This window comes from Segniliparus sp., from assembly GCF_051660745.1.
GTDB lineage: Bacteria > Actinomycetota > Actinomycetes > Mycobacteriales > Mycobacteriaceae > Segniliparus.
The window spans coordinates 36742-54919 of record NZ_JBOFQF010000009.1 but is presented as its reverse complement, the minus strand read 5'-3'; the positions used below and the strand labels follow the sequence as shown (position 1 = coordinate 54919).

Annotated in this window: 13 protein-coding genes; 5 read left to right on the top strand and 8 right to left on the bottom strand. The window is 70.1% G+C overall.

Translation table 11 applies throughout. The annotated features are described in order from the left end of the window. Nucleotides 1-28: 28 nt before the first annotated feature. Together gatA and gatC are read right to left on the bottom strand one after the other, a co-directional pair. Nucleotides 29-1531 (bottom strand): Asp-tRNA(Asn)/Glu-tRNA(Gln) amidotransferase subunit GatA, encoded by a 1503-nt coding sequence (gatA, locus tag ACRC20_RS03380; RefSeq protein WP_438684932.1) that lies wholly within the window; start codon nucleotides 1529-1531, stop codon nucleotides 29-31. Beyond that, the gene (gatC, locus tag ACRC20_RS03375) at nucleotides 1528-1863 is read right to left on the bottom strand and encodes an Asp-tRNA(Asn)/Glu-tRNA(Gln) amidotransferase subunit GatC (protein ID WP_438684931.1); all 336 of its coding nucleotides are present in this window, start codon (nucleotides 1861-1863) and stop codon (nucleotides 1528-1530) included. The genes gatA and gatC overlap by 4 nt, the downstream gene beginning before the upstream one ends. Nucleotides 1864-1952: 89 nt before the next feature. Between gatC and ACRC20_RS03370 the strand changes: the two genes are divergently transcribed. From ACRC20_RS03370 to ACRC20_RS03360, 3 genes are all read left to right on the top strand, one after another. After that, nucleotides 1953-2486 (top strand): hypothetical protein, encoded by a 534-nt coding sequence (locus ACRC20_RS03370; protein WP_438684930.1) that lies wholly within the window; start codon nucleotides 1953-1955, stop codon nucleotides 2484-2486. A gap of 61 nt (nucleotides 2487-2547) precedes the next feature. Continuing rightward, the gene (locus ACRC20_RS03365; RefSeq protein ID WP_438684929.1) at nucleotides 2548-3198 is read left to right on the top strand and encodes an ACT domain-containing protein; all 651 of its coding nucleotides are present in this window, start codon (nucleotides 2548-2550) and stop codon (nucleotides 3196-3198) included. A gap of 18 nt (nucleotides 3199-3216) precedes the next feature. Next, a complete protein-coding gene (locus ACRC20_RS03360) occupies nucleotides 3217-4236 on the top strand; it encodes an FUSC family protein (RefSeq protein ID WP_438684928.1) in 1020 nt (339 codons plus the stop codon). Nucleotides 4237-4247: 11 nt separating this feature from the next. Here the strand turns inward: ACRC20_RS03360 and ilvA are convergent, their stop codons facing one another. Genes ilvA through ACRC20_RS03335 form a run of 5 tightly spaced genes read right to left on the bottom strand, consistent with a single transcriptional unit; the run spans nucleotide 4248 to nucleotide 11824 of the window. Further along, on the bottom strand, nucleotides 4248-5639 hold the full coding sequence (gene ilvA, locus ACRC20_RS03355; RefSeq protein WP_438684927.1) for a threonine ammonia-lyase IlvA: 1392 nt from the start codon (nucleotides 5637-5639) through the stop codon (nucleotides 4248-4250). After that, nucleotides 5524-6861, bottom strand: coding sequence for a glycosyltransferase 87 family protein (locus tag ACRC20_RS03350; protein WP_438684926.1), 1338 nt, complete (start codon nucleotides 6859-6861; stop codon nucleotides 5524-5526). The genes ilvA and ACRC20_RS03350 overlap by 116 nt, the downstream gene beginning before the upstream one ends. Then, entirely contained in the window at nucleotides 6821-8122 is a 1302-nt protein-coding gene (locus ACRC20_RS03345; protein ID WP_438684925.1) for a glycosyltransferase 87 family protein, read from the bottom strand. Before ACRC20_RS03345 ends, ACRC20_RS03350 begins: the two co-directional genes overlap by 41 nt. 4 nt (nucleotides 8123-8126) lie before the next feature. Next, nucleotides 8127-9470, bottom strand: coding sequence for an adenosylmethionine--8-amino-7-oxononanoate transaminase (locus ACRC20_RS03340; protein ID WP_438684924.1), 1344 nt, complete (start codon nucleotides 9468-9470; stop codon nucleotides 8127-8129). After that, nucleotides 9467-11824: a SulP family inorganic anion transporter gene (locus ACRC20_RS03335; RefSeq protein ID WP_438684923.1), complete on the bottom strand. Its 2358-nt coding sequence runs from the start codon at nucleotides 11822-11824 to the stop codon at nucleotides 9467-9469. The genes ACRC20_RS03340 and ACRC20_RS03335 overlap by 4 nt, the downstream gene beginning before the upstream one ends. Before the next feature lie 290 nt (nucleotides 11825-12114). Here ACRC20_RS03335 and glgX point away from each other — a divergent pair, with 290 nt between their 5' ends. Together glgX and treY are read left to right on the top strand one after the other, a co-directional pair. Beyond that, the gene (gene glgX / locus ACRC20_RS03330; protein ID WP_438684922.1) at nucleotides 12115-14316 is read left to right on the top strand and encodes a glycogen debranching protein GlgX; all 2202 of its coding nucleotides are present in this window, start codon (nucleotides 12115-12117) and stop codon (nucleotides 14314-14316) included. 12 nt (nucleotides 14317-14328) lie between these two features. Then, nucleotides 14329-16878, top strand: a complete 2550-nt coding sequence (gene treY, locus ACRC20_RS03325) for a malto-oligosyltrehalose synthase (RefSeq protein WP_438684921.1) — start codon at nucleotides 14329-14331, stop codon at nucleotides 16876-16878. A gap of 24 nt (nucleotides 16879-16902) precedes the next feature. Here the strand turns inward: treY and ACRC20_RS03320 are convergent, their stop codons facing one another. Beyond that, the gene (locus tag ACRC20_RS03320) at nucleotides 16903-18168 is read right to left on the bottom strand and encodes an acetyl-CoA hydrolase/transferase family protein (RefSeq protein ID WP_438684920.1); all 1266 of its coding nucleotides are present in this window, start codon (nucleotides 18166-18168) and stop codon (nucleotides 16903-16905) included. Nucleotides 18169-18178: the final 10 nt, after the last annotated feature.

Sequence of the window (18178 nt, the reverse complement as noted above, 5' to 3'; positions counted from 1 at the left end):
GCCGGCCTCGTTTTGCGGACAGGCCGGACTAGACGCCGCCCACAGCTGGCGGGCCCGCCAGCACGCCGCGCGCGGCCTCGTACGCGGCGCCGACCCGGTAGAGCCGGTCGTCCGCGAGCGCCGGGGCGAGGATCTGCAGGCCGACCGGCAGGCCGTCGTCGGCGGAGAATCCTGCCGGGACGGACATGCCGGGGTGCCCGGCGAGGTTCGTCGGGATGGTGCACAGGTCGAACCGGTACATCGCCACCGGGTCGTCCACCCGCTCCCCGAGCGGGAACGCCGTGGTCGGCGTCGTCGGCGCGAGGATCACGTCGACCTGCTCGTACGCCCGCTCGAAGTCGCGGGCGACCAATGCCCGGACCTTCTGCGCCTGGCCGTAGAACGCGTCGTAGTACCCGGCGGAGAGCGCGTAGGTTCCGACGATGATCCGGCGTTTGACCTCGGGCCCGAAGCCCGAGGAGCGGCTCGCGGTCATCACCGAGGCCACATCGGCCCGCCCGTCGTCGCCGACCCGCGCGCCGTAGCGGATCCCGTCGAGCCGGGCGAGGTTCGAGGAGACCTCCGAGGGGAGGATCAAGTAGTAGGCGGGCATCGCGAACGGGAAGTGCGGACAGGACACCTCCACGGCCTCGGCTCCGAGCGCCTGGATCTGCTTCACCGCCGCCTCGAACGCCGCGTAGGCGCCCGGCTGGTAGCCCTCGCCGTGGAGCTCCTTGACGATGCCGACCTTCAGGCCCTTGAGGTCCCCCGCGGCCCCTGCCTTCGCGGCCTCGACCACCGACGCGACGGTCCGCTTGGTGGAGGTCCCGTCCCTCGGGTCGTGGCCCGCGATGACCTCGTGCAACAGGGCCGCGTCCAGCACGGTCCGCGCGCCGGGGCCGCCCTGGTCGAGCGAGGACGCGCAGGCGATCATGCCGTAGCGGGAGACGGTGCCGTAGGTCGGCTTCACCCCGACGGTGCCGGTGAGCGCGGCGGGCTGGCGGATCGAGCCGCCGGTGTCGGTGCCGACCGCGAGCGGGGCCTCGAACGCGGCGAGCGCGGCGGAGTTCCCCCCGCCGGAGCCGCCGGGGGTGCGGGCGAGGTCCCACGGGTTGCGGGACGGACCGTAGGCGGAGTTCTCCGTGGAGGAGCCCATCGCGAACTCGTCGGTGTTCGTCTTGCCGAGGATGGGCAGGCCCGCCGCGCGGAGCCGCGCGGTCACCGTCGCGTCGTACGGCGAGCGCCAGCCTTCGAGGATCTTCGAGCCAGCCGTGGTCGGCATGTCCTTCGTGGTGAAGATGTCCTTGAGCGCGACCGGCACCCCGGCGAGCGGGGACGCGGGCGCCTCGCCCCTGGCGAGGGACTCGTCCACCGCGCGGGCCGCTGCCAGCGCCTCCTCCCCTGCGACGTGCAGGAACGCGTGCAGCCGCTCGTCCACCGCGCCGATCCGGTCGAGGTGCGCCTGCACCACCTCGGCCGAGGACAGCTCTTTCGCGTGGATCAGCTCGGCGAGCCCGGCCGCCGTGCTGGTCGTGATCTCCGTCGCGCTCACAGCTCCTCCCCCAAAATCCGAGGCACGACGAACTTGCCGTCCTGGGCGGCCGGGGCCGCGGCGAGCGCGTCCTCGCTCGAGAGCGACGGCAACGGCACGTCCGCCCGCACCACGTTCACCGCGCCGAACAGCCACGGCTCCTGCCATTCCTTGTGCTCGCCCACCTGCTCGGCCTCCGCCGAGTCCGCCAGCTCGTCGACGACTTTGACCGTCTGGAGGATGTCGTCGAGCTGGCCTGCGAACGCGGCGAGCTCGTCCTCGCCGAGCTCGAGCCGCGCCAACGAGGCCAGGTGCACGACCTGCTCCCTCGTGATCTTCGGTGCTTGGGTCATGGGGAGCATTCTCCCACACACCGGAGGACGCGAGCTCGGGCTATACTCCCCGTCGACGAGATTGGGCTCGGAAAGATTGGGAGGGGCCGATGAGCACGCCCGCAGACGCCGACGTTCCGCTCGTCCACACGTCGTTCACCTGCACGGACGAGACAGCGGGCCTGCTGGCGAAAGAGCGTGCGAAACGCGCGTGGAAAGTGCCGATGCTCTGGGTCGTCGTGGTCGTCGGCTCGCTGTACTACTCGCTCACCGTCAGCCATTGGGGGAAGAACCCCGCCCTCTTCCTGATCACTCTCGCCATCAGCCTGCCCCTGCTCACGGCGCTCGCCTTCGGCGGGCGGTACTGGCTGACCCGCCGACGGAGCAAGCGGGCTCTGAACGCCGTGTATCCCGCAGGCACGGCGCTGCGCGCGGAGTTCGGCACACACGGCTTCACCATGCGCTCCCCTCGCGGGTCGGCGTACACCGAGTACCGGGAGCTGAAGTATTTCTTCGCCGGGACGGCGACTGTGCTCTATACCCTCCCGGCCCGGCAGCTCCTGGTGATCGCCCCGCGAGAGCTGTTCCCCGAGTCCGCGCTCGCCCTCGTCCGGCCGCACGTGAAGGTCCGCCGACGCGGCTAGGGCCCACGTATGCGGTTCTATTCACTTGGCGCACGGCACTGGGGAAAGGTAGCCTGGCTGAGTGTCGTACCTGATCCGTGTCGAGCTCGAAGACCGCCCCGGCAGCCTCGGAGCGCTCGCTGTGGCGCTCGGCACCGTCGGCGCGGACATCGTGTCGCTGGAAGTCGTGGAGCGCGGGCCCGGCTACGCCGTGGACGACATCGTGGTGAATCTGCCCAGCGACCGCCTGCCCGATTCCCTGATCACCGCCGCCGAGCAGATCCGCGGCGTCAAAGTGGACGCGATCCGGCCCTACACCGGGGTGCTCGACACCCATCGCGAACTCGCCCTGATCGACCAGGTCGCCACCGCGCAGCAGAACCGGCTGCAGATCCTCGCGGACGAGGCGCCTCGGGTGCTGCACTCCGGGTGGTGCGTGATCGCGGTGAGCGGCGCGAACGGCGCGGAGCCCATCAACTCGAGCTCCGGGGCGCCCGAGCCGGGCAGCTACCAGATCCCGGTGCTGGGCCTGGACGGGGCCCGGTCTCTGGACGTGCAAGCCGCATGGGTGCCGAAAGTCTGGCAGGACCTCGACACGGCTCTGGCCGCCGCCCCGCTCGGCGAGAAGGGCCTCGTCATCATCCTCGGCAGGCCCGGCGGCCCCGAGTTCCGCCCCGCCGAGGTCGCCCGGCTGGGCTACGTGACCGGCATTTTGGCGACCGTGCTGCGGTAGTTGGGGCCCGACGGACCCATGAGAGATTGGATCGCCGCGCTGCGGCCAGGGCCGTCTGCCGCGCCCGCCGCCGTGCGCAGCGCCCTCGCCGTCGGAGTCCCGCTGTTCGCCGTCATCGGGATCGGCCACCCGGAGTGGGCCCTGTTCGTGGTCTGCGGCTCCTTCACCGCCGTGTACGGCAGGGACGAAAACCCCCGTCAGCGATTTTTCACCCAGCTCTCCGCAGCCCTCGCCCTCGTGGTCGCGACCGTCCTCGGGGCGGCGTTGACCCTCTCGCAGACGCCGTTGCTGGTGATCGCGCTCGGCGGGGTCCTCGCCGCCGCAGGCTCTTTGTGCTCGGCGCTCATGCGCTGGCTGCCGCCGGGGCCGCTCTTCGTCGTCTTGAGCTTCGCCTCGTGCGCGGACATCTCGGGGAAGACGGGCGCCACTGTGTTGGTCGCGGCGCTCGTCGTGAGCGCCACTGCGCTGTGGTCGCTCTCCCTCGGCCTGGTCGGCGTGCTGCGTGTCGGGCTCGCATCCGCCGGGCCCGGCGCCCGGCGGCCCCGCTGGCAAGCGCTGCGCGACCGCACCGCCCTCGACCGGGCCGCCTGGTGCGCGCTCGCCGTCGCGGTCGCCGGGGCTTTGTCCGTCCTGACAATCGGCCGCCACACCGGCTGGGCCATGGTCGCCGCCACAGCGCCGTTCGCAGGCGGGACGTTGAAAGCGAGCGTCCGACGCGGCGTCCACCGGGTCGTCGGCACCTTTTTCGGCAGCGGCATCGCGCTGGCCGTCCTCAGCATGAATCCACGGGAGTACCTGGCCGTGGTGATCATCATGGCCGCGCAAGGGCTCGCCGAGCTGTTCGTCGTCCAGCACTACGCCTTCGCGTTGCTGTTCATCACCCCGTCCGCGCTGATCGGAGTGCGCCTGACGAGCGCGTCGCCCGTGCAGCTGCTCCTGCACGACCGGCTCTTCGACACCGCGATCGGGGCGTGCGTCGGCGTGGGCGTCCTCGTCGCCGCGCATGCTCTCGCGGGCCGTCGGCAGTCAGCCGCCTGAAACGCCTCTGCTCAGGTCAAGTACTGGTACGCCGGGGTTCCTGGGCGCAGTCGCTCGCAGCTGAGGCCCGAACGGTCTATGCGCTCCATGAGCGGGCCGAGGTCGGTGGCATTGCCGAGCTCGATGCCCACGAGCGCCACGCCGAGCTCGCGGTTGTCCCGTTTGATGTACTCGAACACCGTGATGTCGTCCTCGGGGCCGAGCACATGCTCCAGGAATTTGCGCAACGCCCCCGGCTCCTGCGGGAAGTCCACCAGAAAATAATGTTTCAGCCCCTTGTGCACCAAGGAGCGCTCCAGGATCTCCCCATACCGGGAGACATCGTTGTTGCCGCCCGAGAGCAGCGCGACAACGGTCGCCCCGGCGGGCAGGCGCAGGTGGTCGAGCACCGCAACCGACAACGCGCCGGCGGGCTCGGCGATGATCCCGTCGTTTTGGTACAGCTCCAAGATCGTCGTGCACAACGCGCCCTCGTCCACCTGGGTGACCAGCACCGATCCCGGAGCGAGCTCGGCGGGCTGGCCGCCCTGCCCGGACGCGTGGATCGGCAGGTTCGCCATCGTGTGGGTCTTCGCGCCCAGTGCCGTGAGCACGCGGTACGCCACATCCCCGACCCGTTTGACCGCTGCGCCGTCCGCGAACGTGTCGATGGTGGGCAGGGTCACCGGAGCGCCCGCGACGAGCGCGGCGGCGAGGCAAGCCGCGCCTGCCGGCTCCACCGCGACAATCGCCGTGCTCGGCGAGCGCTCGGCGAAATAGGCGGCCATCCCCGCGATGCAACCGCCGCCGCCGACCGGGACGATCACCACGTCCGGGTACGCCGCGAGGGCCCGCCCGCCAGCGGCAGAGCGCCGCTCCGCCAGCTGCTCCAGGATCTCTTTCGCGATCGTGCCTTGGCCTGCGGCCGTGCGAGGATCGTTGAACGAGGGCACCAACGTCGCCCCGGTCTCCTCCGCGTCCTGATGGGCCGCGAGGGCCGCGGCGTCGTAGTTGTCCCCCGTCGAGATCAGTTCGATGAACGCGCCGCCGTGCGCCCGGATCCGGTCCCGCTTCTGCCGGGGAGTCGTGTTCGGGACGTAGATCCGCCCCTTGATCTCCATCGCCCGGCACGCGTAGGCGACGCCCTGGGCGTGGTTGCCCGCGCTCGCCGTCACCACCCCGGCGGCCCGCTCGGCCTCCGAGAGCTGCGCCATCAGGTTGTAGGCGCCGCGCAGCTTGTAGGAGCGGACCACTTGGAGGTCTTCTCGTTTGACGTAGAGCTCAATGCCGAGCGCCGACGACAGGCGCTCAAACCGCTGCAGCGGGGTTCGCTCGGCCACCGACTCGATTCTCGCCGCAGCCTCGTCCACGTCCGCCGCCGTCACATCGAGCGGGAGTTGGCGGGTCTGGTTCGGGCTGTTCACCCGTCCATCTTGCCATCCCTGGCAAACGGGCGAGCAAGACGACCGCGACGAGCTCGGCCGCCTGCTGGGCGAACCGCAGCACAAACGCGAGCGGGGCGAGCGCGGGCAGGCCGGTCCCGCCGAGCACGTTCGCGAGCGAGGGGCACCAGCAGAACAGCGCCGCCCCGAGCAACAGCCCGGCGCGGCGCTGGCCCCGGTCCCCGTTCCACCACAGGATCAGCACGGCGGGGATGAAGAACACCGCGCGGTGGATCCAGCTCGCCGGGGTGATCACCGTGGCGACGACCCCGGCGGAGACCATGGCGGCCAAGAGCCCCGCCCGCAGGAACGTCTGCCGCGCGCACCAAAGTCCTGCGGCTCCCACCGCAGCGGCCAGCGCTGTGCCGAGCCAGTGCGGCCCGCCCAAGAACGCGACCGCGCCCTGCACCGACGCGTTGCCGGGGCTGGCGAACATCTCCGGCGCGAACGCGACGCTGTCCGACAAGCCCCAGAACGTGCTGCGGAAAAAGCGGGCGGACATCTCGGGGAACGCGGCGAAACCCGCCGCTGTGGCGGCGACGGCGCCCGCGATTGTCCACGCGGCGAGGCGCCACTGGCGCGTCAACAGGAACAGCGCCACGAAGAACATCGGCACCAGCTTGACCGCTGCGGCCACCCCGATGAGCGTCCCCCTCGGCAGCCACCGCCCCAACCACGTGTCGTCCCGCCGGGCCACGTCGAACAAGCACATCGCCATCAGCAGCAGATTGATCTGGCCGTACGCGAGGTGCTGGTTGACCACGTCGCTGAGCGCGAGGACGAGCACCAGCCCCGAGAGGGCCAGCGGCCAACGCCCGAAGCCCGCCAGCCTTGGCGAGGGCTCGTCCGCCCATGCGGGACGCACCAGATGCAACGACGCGGCGAGGCAGGCCGTCGCCAGCAGGCTCCACAAGAACGCCGCGACGGCGGGCGAGAACCACGTGGTCGGCCACAAGAAGAGCGCCGCGAACGGCGGGTACGTGAACGGCAGCCCGGTCGGCGCGATATCGAGCCCGCGCAGCCAATGCGTGTACACATCGCCGCCCGCGAACGCCGTCTGAGCACCGATCCGGTAGACCTGGAAGTCCACCGGCTTCACCGTCGAAGTGAGAATCTCGCCGACGAACGCGCTCGCCGCGCAGGACGCGGCCACCAGCGCGGCTTCACACCATGACAGCGCGCCGGGCGGGATGCGTCTTATCACCCGTCCATCCTGCCACCGACGGCATGGCGAGCAGGACGACCGCGCCGACCTCGGCGGCGGACTGCGCGAACCGCAACGGCAGCGCCAACGGCCACAGCCACCAGTGATGCGCGGCGAGGAGATGGTCGGCGATCGTCTGCCCCGGAACGAACAGCACGACCGCGAGCACCGCCGCGATCCTCCGCCCGGCCCCGCCTGTGTCCATCAGGAGCATCGCGACGGCCGGGAACAGGAACACGGCGTGATGGATCCAGCTCACGGGGGTGACCAGCGTCGAGGTCAGCCCGGCGACCACCGTGCTGGCCAAGAGGCCAGGGCTGCGGAACGCGGCCCTGGCGCACCAGAGCCCGAAGAGGCAGAACAACCCGGCCAAACCGGCGCCGAGCCAAGTCGGGCCGCCGAAGAACGCGACCGCGCCCTGGACCGAGCCGTTGCCCGAGCTCGCGAACATGCCGGGGTCGTAGGCCACGCTGCCGGAGAGGTGCCAGATCTTCTCGGTGAAGAAATGCCAGGACATCTTCGGGAAGGCCACGAAGCCCGCCGCCGTGGCCATGGCCGCCCCCGCCGCCGTCCACAGCGCCAGCCGCCACTGCCTGACGACGAGGAACTGCACCAGGAACAAGAACGGCGTCAGCTTCACCGCTGCGGCGACCCCGATGAGCGTCCCCCTCGGCAGCCACCGCCCCAACCACGTGTCGTCCCGCCGGGCCACGTCGAGCAGGCACATCCCCATCAGCAGCAGATTGATCTGGCCGCGCACCAGGTGGTACGGCACGAGGTTGCTCGCGGCGAGGAGCAGCACGAGGCAGGCGAGGATTTTCGGCCACCGCTCGCCGTCCCACAGCAGGCCCGGCCTGCCGCCCGGGCGCGGGGCGCGGACCCGCGCGTCGGCCCAGACGCAGTGCAGCGAGGCCGCGAGGCTCGCCATGGCCAGCACGTTCCACCACGTGACCGCCACAGGCGTGGAGAACCACGTCGTCGGCCAGAGGAACAGCGCAGCGAACGGGGTGTACGTGAAGGGGATGCCTTGGGACGGCGTCCATCGCCCGTGGAACAGCACGTTGTACACGTCCTCGCCCGCGAACGCCCGCTCGGCGGCGAGCCGGTAGACCTCGAAGTCCCCCGCCCGGATCGATTCGAGCAGGGCGAATTGGATGAACAGGGTCACCGCGACGCAGGCGAGGAGCACGAGCAGCACGTCCCGGAGGCGATGTGCCCACAGCCGACGCGCCGCGCCCGTCCGCAGCGTCTGTCCGGTCACGGCGTCATCCTACAGAGCGGCACTCCTCGACCGCCACCGCGTGCACCGCCGCGCAGATCCGCCCGAGGTCCTCGTCCGAGGCGATGTACGGCGGCATCGTGTACACGAGTTTCCCGAACGGACGCAGCCACACGCCGTTCGCGACCGTTGTGGCGGTTGCCCGCGCGAGGTCCACTGGGCGCTCCAGCTCCACGACGCCGATCGCGCCGAGCACGCGGACGTCGCGCACGCCCGCCAGCTCTTCGAGAGGGGCGAGCCCCTCTCGAAGCGCCTGCTCGATCCGGGCGACCTCGGTCCGCCACCCGCCCGAAGCCCACTGCTCGCCGAGCAGCAGCTCCACAGCCGCGACGGCGACCCGGCAGGCGAGCGGGTTGGCCATGAACGTCGGCCCGTGCAGCAGCGCCCCGACCCCGCCCGCGTTGATCGCGTCGGCGACCTCGCGCCTGCCGAGCACCGCTGCGAGCGTCATATAACCGCCGGTGAGCGCTTTGCCCACGCACATAAGGTCGGGGCGGACGCCTCCTTCGCGCAGGTCCGCGCAATGCTGGTGGGCGAAGAGCTCGCCCGTGCGGCCGAACCCGGTGGCGATCTCGTCGAAGACCAGGAGCAAACCGTGCTCGTCGGCGACCTCGCGCAATGTCACGAGGCATCGCGGGTCGTACATGCGCATGCCGCCCGCGCCCTGCACCACCGGCTCCACGATGATCCCCGCCAGCTCGTGGCGGTGCTTGGCCGCGAGCTCGCGGACCTCGCGGTCCCATGCCGGGTCGAACACGGCGGGCGGGCGGGGCGCGAAGACCTGCTCGGCGAGGACGCCCGCCCACTCGGCGTGCATGCCGCCGACCGGGTCGCACAGGCTCATCGGGGTGAAGGTGTCGCCGTAGTAGCCGCCCCGGGGCGTGAGCAGCTTGCGCCGCGACGGAGCGCCGACGGCGCGCTGGTACTGCAGCACGGTCTTGACCGCGACCTCGACCGCGACCGACCCCGAGTCGCAGAAGAACACCGTGTCCATGCCGGTGATCTCCACGAGCAGCGAGCCGAGCCGCGCGGCGGGCTCGTGGGTCAGCCCGCCGAACATGACATGGCTCATCGAGCGCAGCTGCTCGGCCACAGCCTGGTCCAGGACCGGGTGCTGGTAGCCGTGGATCGCCGCCCACCACGAGCTCATGGCGTCGACGAGCTCCCGTCCGTCCGCGAGCACCAGTCTCGTGCCGTGCGCCGCTTCGACCACCAGCGGCGCCGGGCCGCCGCCGAGGCTGGCATACGGATGCCACAAGTGCTCCCGGTCGATCCGCGCCACCTCGTCGGGCGAGAGCGCGGGACAAGCGGCTCGCGAGACCACGGTCATGACGACAAAGCCGCTGCCGCCGTCTGCGGCTCCTCCTCGCCGCTGAGCAGAAGCGGGTGCCTGTCGTCGACGATGGTGACGTTGTCCTCCGCGACGTGCAGCACGTTCCCGGTGGAGATGTCGAAGAAGAGCCCGGTCACGCTCAGGCCGCGCTCCGCCACAGCCTTGGCGACGACCGGATGCTGCTGCAGCGACTGGACCTGCATCAGCACGTTCACCATGCTCAATTGGTCCTTCGGGCCATAGCCTTGGACCGCCGCGTCTGCGGCGACCGGATGCCCTTGCTCGTAGGTCTGCCTGCTCAGCTCCACCCGGTCGAGCCAGACCGCCAGCGGGTGGCCCGCTGGCAAGTCGGTCGGCAGATCAGCCATCGCTCCGCAGCTGGAGTGCCCGCACAGCACGATGGAGCGGACGCCGAGGTTGTTGACGGAGAACTCCAGCGCCGCGTCCATGCCCGCGTCTGTGCCCGCAGGCTTGACGAGGTTGCCGACGTTGCGGATCGTGAAAAGGTCGCCAGGCCCGCTCGACGTGATGACGTTCGGGACGATCCTGGAGTCGCCGCAGGTGATGAACAGGATGTCGGGATTCTGGATGTGCCGCAGCTTCTCAAGGTGCGGCAGCAGCAGCGGAGCGTGGCGGCGATGGTAGTGGGCCACACCGGCGAGCACCGAGCGCACCGCGGGGTGCGCCGTCGCGTCCGGGCCGGACACGTCGGCGGCCTCTTCCACCGCCAAGCCGCCGGGCCGCCAGGAGTCCCACGGCGTGAGGCCTCGGCGCAACACGTCGCCGAGCGAGCCGCGTTTGGGCGGAGCATCGCCCGCGCCCGCCAGGTCGACGGACCCGACCTCTTGCACGACGACGTTGCCGCCGGTCGCCTCGTGCTGGAAGCACCAGTCCTCGATCGCGCTCTGCGCCGCGTGGTCGAGGAAGTCGACCGCCATGACGATGACGACCGAGGCTCCGCGCGGGATCTCGGCGAAGGCCTCGGTGAGCTTCGGCAGGGCGAGGAACGTGGCCGAGCCCTCGATCGCGACCTGCCAGCGGTCCTCGCTGCCCTCCCTCGGCGCCGCAGTCGTCACATGGACCCGGACGACCCGCCAGAAGACCAGCGCGAGCGCGACCGCGAGGCCGATGAGCACGCCTTCGAGGAGGTTCAGGAACACCACGCCGAAGATGGTCACGGCGTAGACGAGGAAATCGCCGGTCTTGCGCGCCTTTTGGATATCGGCGAGCTTGACGAGCTGGACGCCGATGACCACCAGCAGTCCCGCGAGCGCCGACTTCGGGATGTTCTCGGCCGCGCCGAGGAACAGCAACGCGAACAGGAGCATCCACACGCCGTGCAGGATCGCGGAAGCCCGGCTGCGCGCGCCCGCCGCGACGTTGGCGGAGCTGCGGACGATGACGCCGGTGACCGGCAGCCCGCCGAGGATCCCGGACACGGTGTTCGCCGCGCCCTGTCCGATGAGCTCCCGGTCGAAGTTCGCCCTCGGCCCCTTGTGCAGCTTGTCGACCGCGACGGCGGAGAGCAAGCTCTCCACGCTCGCGATGATCGCGACAGTGAGCACGCCGACCGCGAACTCGCCCCACTCGCCCATCGGGATGTGCGGCGCGCTCGGCAGGTGGATGGCGGCGAGGAAGTTGTCGTCGATCTCGATGGTCTTCACGACGTCGCCCCAATCGAGCAGAGCCGTGAGCCCGATCGCGGCGGCGATCACCACGAGCGGCCCTGGGACTTTCTGCAAGCCTTTCGGCAGATAGCGCCAGCCGAGGAGCGCGACGATGACGAGCCCGCCGATCAGCGCGTCGTGGTAGTCGAAATTGGCGATCTGCCCCGGCAAGGCCGAAATGTTCGCCCACGCCGCGCTCGCAGGCTTTCCGCCGAGCACAATATGGATCTGTTGGAGCGCGATGGTCACGCCGATCCCGGCGAGCATGGCGTGCACCACCACCGGCGAGATCGCGAGCGCCGCGCGCGCAAGGCGGCTCACCCCGAAGAGGATCTGCACGAGCCCGGCCGCGATCACGATGAGGCAGAGCGTTTTGAAGCCGAACTCCTGCACCAGCTCCGCCACCACGACGGTGAGCCCGGCTGCCGGACCAGAGACCTGCACGGCGGAGCCGCCGAGCAGGCCCGCGACGATACCGCCGACGATGGCCGCGATGATGCCCGCCATGATCGGCACCCCTTGGCCCTCGCGAGCCCCGGCCCCGGAAGCCACCGCGATGCCGATGGACAACGGCAAGGCCACGAGGAAGACCACGAGCGAGGCGGGCACGTCGTAGCGAAGCACGCTGCGCAGCCAATCGCTTCTCGAAGCGGCTCCGGACGGCGTTGTCGGATCTGCGGGCATCAATGGCCTTCCTGGTCATTCGGCGACGCGATTGCACGCCTCAAGTGCGCAGACCTCGGGCGCTCGTCGTGTTTCCCACCGAGAGGTCCGCGCCACGAGCAAATGTGACCTCACTCGCAGGCTTCCTCAGAATAGCGGAACTTTCAGAAATCGCATCGCCAGCTGCGCACGCGCAAGCATGCCTGCAGCTCTGCCCAGCCTGCCCTGCCCAATCGCACGAGCAGCGCCGCACGAACAGCGCCGCACGAACAGTGGCGACTGTCTGCGAGGCAGGATAAGGTCGAGTCACGATGACAGCACCCCAAGACACCCCGCCCGCAGCGGCGACCACCGCCGCCGGCCCAGCTCTGCCGGAGCAGGGCCCACTGCCGCCGCAGGGCTCGCTGCGCGAGGGCGTGGTGCAATCCCTCGCCTCCGCCGACCTGCGGGTCTGGCCCGGCACGCCCTACCCGCTCGGCGCGACGTTCGACGGGGTCGGCACGAACTTCTCGCTCTTCACCGAGGTGGCCGAGCGGGTCGAGCTCTGTCTGATCGCCCCGGACGGCGGCGAGACCCGCGTGCCGCTCGAAGAGGTCGACGGCTACGTCTGGCACACCTATCTGCCGGAAGTGGGGCCTGGCCAGCGCTACGCGTACCGGGTCCACGGGCGTTTCCAACCCGAGCAGGGCTTCCGCTGCGACCCCACGAAACTCTTGCTCGACCCGTACGGGAAGGCCTTCGACCCGAACGGGCTCAAGAACAGCCCGGCGGGCGCAGGCAGCGACCACACGATGACCTGCGTGGTGATCAACCCGTTCTTCGACTGGTCGACCGACCACCCGCCGAACCGGCCCTACAACGAGACCGTCATCTACGAGGCGCATGTCAAGGGTTTGACCGAGACCCACCCCAAAGTCCCCGAGAACCTTCGCGGCACGTACGCGGGGGTGGCGCACCCCGCGATCATCGAGCATCTGACCGAGCTCGGCGTCACCGCCATCGAGCTGATGCCCGTGCACCAATTCCTCCAGGACGGGTTCCTGCTCGACCAGGGCCTGTCCAACTACTGGGGCTACAACACCATCGGCTTCCTCGCCCCGCACGCCGCCTACGCCGCGGCCCGGAACCCCGAGAACGCCGTCGCCGAGTTCAAGTCCATGGTCGTGGACCTGCACAAAGCGGGCATCGAAGTGATCCTCGACGTGGTGTACAACCACACCGCCGAGGGCAACCACCAGGGGCCGACCGTCAGCTTCCGGGGCATCGACAACGCCGCCTACTACCGGCTCTCCGACGAGGACAAGACGTACTACGTCGACTACACCGGCACCGGGAACAGCCTCAATGTCCGCCACCCGCACACGCTCCAGCTCATCATGGACTCGCTGCGCTACTGGATCTTGGAGATGCACGTGGACGGGTTCCGGTTCGACCTCGCGTCCACCCTCGCCCGCGAGCTGCACGACGTCGACCGGCTCTCCGCCTTCTTCGACCTCGTCCAACAGGACCCCGTGGTGAGCCAGGTCAAGCTGATCGCCGAGCCGTGGGACGTCGGCGAGGGCGGCTACCAGGTCGGCAACTTCCCCGGCGTGTGGTCCGAGTGGAACGGCCGCTACCGGGACACCGTGCGCGACTTCTGGCGCGGGGAGCCGTCGACCCTCGGCGAGTTCGCCTACCGGCTCACCGGGTCCTCGGACCTCTACGCCGCAACGGGCAGGCGGCCCGGCGCGAGCATCAACTTCGTCACCGCGCACGACGGGTTCACCCTCAACGACCTCGTCTCGTACAACGACAAGCACAACGAGGCGAACGGCGAGGGCAACCGCGACGGGGAGAGCCACAACAGGTCGTGGAACTGCGGGGCGGAGGGGCCGACGGAGGACCCGGAGATCCTGCAGCTGCGCGCCCGCCAACGCCGCAACGTCCTCGCGACGCTGCTCCTCAGCCAGGGCACCCCGATGCTCCTGCACGGCGACGAGATGGGCCGCACCCAGCACGGCAACAACAACGTGTACTGCCAGGACAACGAGACCGCGTGGATCGACTGGGCCTTCGCCGAGGAGAACGCGGAGCTCTTGGACTTCACCAAGCACGTCATCCAGCTGCGCAAGTCCCATCCCGTCTTCCGCCGTCGGCGGTTCTTCGCGGGCAGGCCGATCCGAGGCGGGGACCAGGAGCGCGACATCGCCTGGCTGACTCCGGACGGGCGGGAGATGACCGTGGAGGACTGGGACTCCGGCTTCGGCAAATCCCTGATGGTCTTCCTCAACGGCAACGCCATCCCCGAGCCGGACGCCCGTGGCGAGCGGGTCGTCGACGACTCCTTCCTGCTCTGCTTCAACGCGCATTACGAGGCCATCACGTTCGAGGTGCCGGACAGCGGGTTCGCCGCGCAGTGGATGGCCGTGCTCGACACCTCGCGGCCCCGGGGCCGGGGCCAGCTCACCGCGAACGCGGGCGACGCCATCAACGTCGCCTCCCGCTCGCTCCTCATGCTGCAGAAGGTGAAATAGGGACCAACCGCCATGGCTCGGACCGTCACATCGACCTATCGGTTGCAGCTGCGCCCCGAATTCACGTTCGCCGACGCGGCCGAGCAGCTCGCGTACCTCCACGACCTCGGCGTGAGCCACCTCTACCTCTCCCCGATCTTCACCGCGACCACCGGCTCGGCGCACGGCTACGACGTGACCGACCCGACCACGGTCCGCGAGGAGCTCGGCGGCAGGTCCGGGCTCGAAGAGCTGGCCCGCAAGGCGCACGCGCTCGGCATCGGGCTGGTCGTCGACATCGTCCCCAACCACATGGGCGTCGCGGTCGCGCATGAGAACCCGTGGTGGTGGGACGTGCTCGCCAACGGCAAGGGCTCCGCGCACGCGAAGTTCTTCGACATCGACTGGGACGAGGAGGACCGGTTCAACCTGCCGGTCCTCGGCTCGGCGCAGGACGTGGACAAGCTGCGGGTCGAGGACGGCGAGCTGCGGTACTACGAGCACCGCTTCCCTTTGGCAAAACGGGCGCTCGCGCCGGGCTCGGGCTCCGGAGCCCCCCAGGAGGTCCACGGCCGCCAGCATTACCGGCTCGTGCCGTGGAACACCGACCGGGTCGGCTACCGGCGGTTCTTCAGCGTGAACGAGCTGGCCGGGCTGCGCCAGGAGGACCCCGAGGTGTTCGCCGCCAGCCACGCCCAGCTCAAATCCCTCCTCGACGACGGCCTCGTGGACGGGGTCAGGGTGGACCACCCCGACGGGCTGACCGACCCGGTCGGATACCTGCGCTCCTTGCGCGAGCTCGTCGGCCCGGACCGCTGGCTCGTCGTCGAGAAGATCCTGCACCACGACGAAGAGCTCGACCCCGGCCTCGCGGTGGACGGCACGACCGGATACGACGCCCTGCGCGAGGTGTGCGGCGTCTTCGTGTGCCCCAGCGGCGAGGAGCCGCTCACCGAGCTGTCCGCGAGAGTCACCGGCGACCCGGGGGACGCGGCGGCGCTCGCCGAGGCGGCGCGGGGCGCCAAGCGGGAGGCCGCGTTCGGGACATTGCGCTCCGAGCTGCGCAGACTCGTGCGCTGTATGGTGGCGGAGACCGGGACGGAGCTCTCCCCCGACGCCCTCGCCGAGGCCGTCGTCTCGACCATCGTCTGCCTCGACGTGTACCGGACCGACTATCCGTCGCTCGCCGGAAAGCTCGCCGAAGCTGTCGCGAAGGCCCGCGCGGACTCTGCCGCCTCGGGCCCCGCGCTCGACGCGCTGGCCCGAGCAGTCTCGCTCGGCGGCGAAAGCGCCGCCCGCTTCCACCAGCTCTGCGGGCCGGTCATGGCCAAAGGCCTCGAAGACCGGCTCTTCTACCGCACCGCCCGGCTCGTCGCCCTCCAAGAGGTCGGCGGGACTCCGGAGCAGTTCGGGATCCCATTGGACGAGTTCCACATCAGGATGGCCAAACGCTCCGAGCGGGAGCCGAAGACCATGACCACGCTGTCCACGCACGACACCAAACGGGGCGAGGACGTGCGGGCCCGGCTCGCGCTCCTCGCGGAGACCCCGTTGTGGCAGCGGCTGGTCTACTTCGACGAGGGCGTGCTCGACCAGCCGCCCGCACATGCAGGCCAGCCTGGGTACCTGTTCCCCTCCGGCCACGACTTCTCCGCGTCCGCAGGAGGCGTGACCGGGTATTTCCTCTGGCAGACCTTGTGGGGCGTCCTGCCTCCCCCGCCGCCCGTCCCGCCGCGCATGCGCGAGCTCGAAGAGGCCTTGGGCCGAGAGAAGGGCCTTGGCGAGGGACAACAGCCCGGCGCGGACCTCGCGGCGCTGCGCGAGGAATATTTGGTCGCGAGCGAGGACTGGAACCGGCAGCTCGGGGAGCTGCCGGACGACCTGTTCCCGCGCGTGCGCGACTACGCCGTCAAAGCGACCAGGGAGGCCGGGCTCAAGACCAGCTGGACCAATCCAGACCTGCTCTTCGAGACCGACGTCGACCACTGGCTCGGCGCGGTGGAGCACTCCGGCTTCGGGGCCATGGTCCGGCTCTTCCGCTCCGAGCTGTCCGCTTCCGAGCGCGCGAACGTCCTCGGGCAGAAACTGGTCCAGCTCACCTGCCCGGGGATCCCCGACGTGTACCAGGGGACGGAATTCCTCGAAGACTCGCTCGTCGACCCGGACAACCGCCGACTGGTGGACTACGCCGCGCGAGCCGCCGCCCTCGCCGCCGGGCCGGAGTGGGGGCCCCTTTCGCTTGCGGAGGAGAAGCAGCAGCTCGTCCGGGCGGCGCTGCGCCTGCGCCGGGAGCGCCCGGACTCGTTCGTCGGCGGCGGGTACTGGCCCGTGCCCGCGCACACCCCCCACCTCCTCGGATTCGGCCGAGGTCCGAGCGAGAGCTCGAAACCGGACGTCATCGTGCTCGCCACCCGGTTCGCGACCTCGCTGGAGCAACAGGGCGGATGGCAGAACCAGGGCCTCGACCTCGGCGACACGCGCTGGGAGAACCGGCTGGACGGAAAGCACTGGACCGGGCTGGTCCCGTACGCCGAGCTTTTCGCCGACCGGCCCGTGGCGCTTTTGGCCGAAGTCGAGTCCTGAGCCGCTGTCGCTCCCCCTGGCGGATCAGAGCATCCCCGCCGTCCTCGCCTCGCGCGTCAGCTCGTCCCGGTGCTCCGGGGCGGCGATGGCGATGAGCGCTTTCGCGCGCTGCTGCAACGTCTTGCCGCGCAACTTCGCGACGCCGTGCTCGGTGACCACGTGGTCGACCGTGTTCTTGAGCGTGGTGACCACGCTGCCCGGCGTGAGCTGCCCGCGGATGCGGCTGCGGCCCGAGGAGGTGGTCGAGTTGGTGACGAGGAAGGCCTGCCCTCCCTCGGAGTGCATCGCGCCCCTGGCGAAATCGCCTTGGCCGCCCGAGGAGGACCAGTACTTCCCCGCCATCGTCTCGCTCGCCGCCTGCCCCATCAAGTCCACCTCCGTGGTGCCATTGATGGAGATCATGTTGGGCTCCCCGCCGATCAGCCTCGGATCGTTGGTCTGGTCCACCGGCAGCATCAGCACGGCGGGGTTGTCGTCCAGCCAGTCGTAGAGCGCCCGCGAGCCAAGACAGAACGTCGTCACATGCTTGCCCCGGTTGAAGCGTTTGCGCGCCCCCGTCGCGGCTCCGGACCGGACGAGCGACATCACGCCGTCGGAGAGCACTTCGGTGTGCACGCCGAGGTCCTGGTGGCCGGACAGCAGCTCCGCCACCTTGTTCGGGATCTTGCCGATGCCGAACTGCAGGCACGCGCCGTCCGGCACCCGCTCCGCGATGAACCCGGCGATCGCGTGGTGGCGGGGGTCGTCCGCCACGATGTGGCGCTCGTACAGCGGCCGGTCCACCTCGGTCCAGCCGAGCACCTGGCTGATGTGGACCTGGTTCAACCCCTGCGTGCGCGGCATCTGCCGATTGGCCTCGAGGAAGAAAGGGACCTCGCCGATAAGCGCGGCGCAGTAGTCCGCGTTCGTGCCGAGGGAGAAGTAGCCGTGCCGGTCCGGCATGCTCGCTCCCGCGATCACCATGCCGTGGTTCGTGAACTCGCGCATCAACCGGGGGATGTCCGAGAAATGGTTCGGCATCAACTCGCAGTGCCCGTCCCAGTACGCCTGCCGCGAGCCCGGGCCGAGGTAGTAGTCCACATGCCGCAGACGGTCGCCGAACTCGCCCCGGATGTACGCCCGCTCCTTGTACGGGTCCATCCGGTGGATCCGCACCCCGGACAACCGTTCGTTCCCCGCCTCCATCGCGTCGATCAGCGACTCCGGCTCGCCCGCGAGGATCGGCACGATCACATCCATGCCAGGTTCGAGGAAATCCAACAGCCGCTCGGGCGCAATAGAACCAATCATATGATCAATA